1 protein-coding gene is annotated in these 1,065 nt (G+C 75.0%); it reads right to left on the reverse strand.

Features of this window, described 5'->3' with window-relative positions; genetic code table 11:
- The coding region (locus FUT87_RS13440; RefSeq protein WP_404935402.1) for a transcription antitermination factor NusB at positions 1-860 on the reverse strand (860 nt) is incomplete at its 3' end.
- Between the last annotated feature and the right edge of the window lie 205 nt (positions 861-1,065).

Below are 1,065 nucleotides of genomic sequence, written 5' to 3' on the forward strand. Positions count from 1 at the left end.
CGCCTGTTCACGCGGGGCAACAGGCATCGGAATTGCCAAGGTCGACGCGATGCGAACCGTGCGCGGCGCTGGCGTGGGGCCAGGTCTTGAGGCGGGCGCTGGCCGAGCAGCAGCGGCGCGGCGAGCTGCGCCGAGGCGTCCTGCACCGACGCATGCCCGTCGTCGAAGCCGGGCAGGGCCTGGACCGGACGCGGCTCGTCGAGCACCACCGCCTGCGGGAACAGCGCGCCGGCCGGATGGGCGGGGATGCCGGCCTCGCCCAGCCGGGCGAGGTAGCCGGCGAGGTCGTCGTGGGCCGGGTTGACGCGCAGCGTCATCGGCGGCTTCTGCTGGTTGGCCTGGAGCAGGCCTTCCCAGGCGGCGGGCCAGTCCGTGCGCAGCCGGTCCTGCCACCAGCGCGGATGGTTGAAGCGGGCGACCGGATCGGCCTGGGCGGCGGCGACCAGGGCCTCGCGCTCGCGCAGGAAGCGGCGCAGCACCGCGTTCACGAAGCCGGCGCTGTTGGGCGCGCGCTGGCGGACCGCATGGACGGCCTGGTCGACCAGCGTGTGGTCGGCGTAGGCTGATTCGCCGGGCCAGAGCAGCGCCAGCGCGGTCAGCAACAGCGCGTCGACGCGCGGCGGCGGGTTCTTGGGGGCGAGCGCCGCGCGCACCGCCTGCGCGGCGCCCAGCCGTCGCAGCACGGTGAAGCTCAGCGCCTGCACGCCGGGTCGGATCTCGGCAGGGCAGCGCGACAGCCAGTCGGTCAGCGAGTGGCCGTCGCGCACGGCCTGGACCGCGTCGGAGGCATTGGCCAGCAGCCGGTGCAGCGGGGGCGCGCCGCCGCTGGCGGCGTTCTTGGGGGAGGGGACGGAAGACACCGCGCGAGTTTAGTGGGCCCGTCCCGACCGGGCCCCGCGCAAGGCCAAGCCCCGGCTTTCGCAATCCCGGGCGGAAGCCGCGACAATCGCCGGTCCCCCATGAGAACGCAGGCTTCATGACGAGCACCCCGATCCTGAGCCCCGAGGACCTGGCCGCGCTGCCGGCCTCGGAGCGCATCCGCTACCGGCTGGTCCAGGCCGGGCG

The sequence above is a fragment of the Mitsuaria sp. TWR114 genome (genome assembly GCF_007997345.1).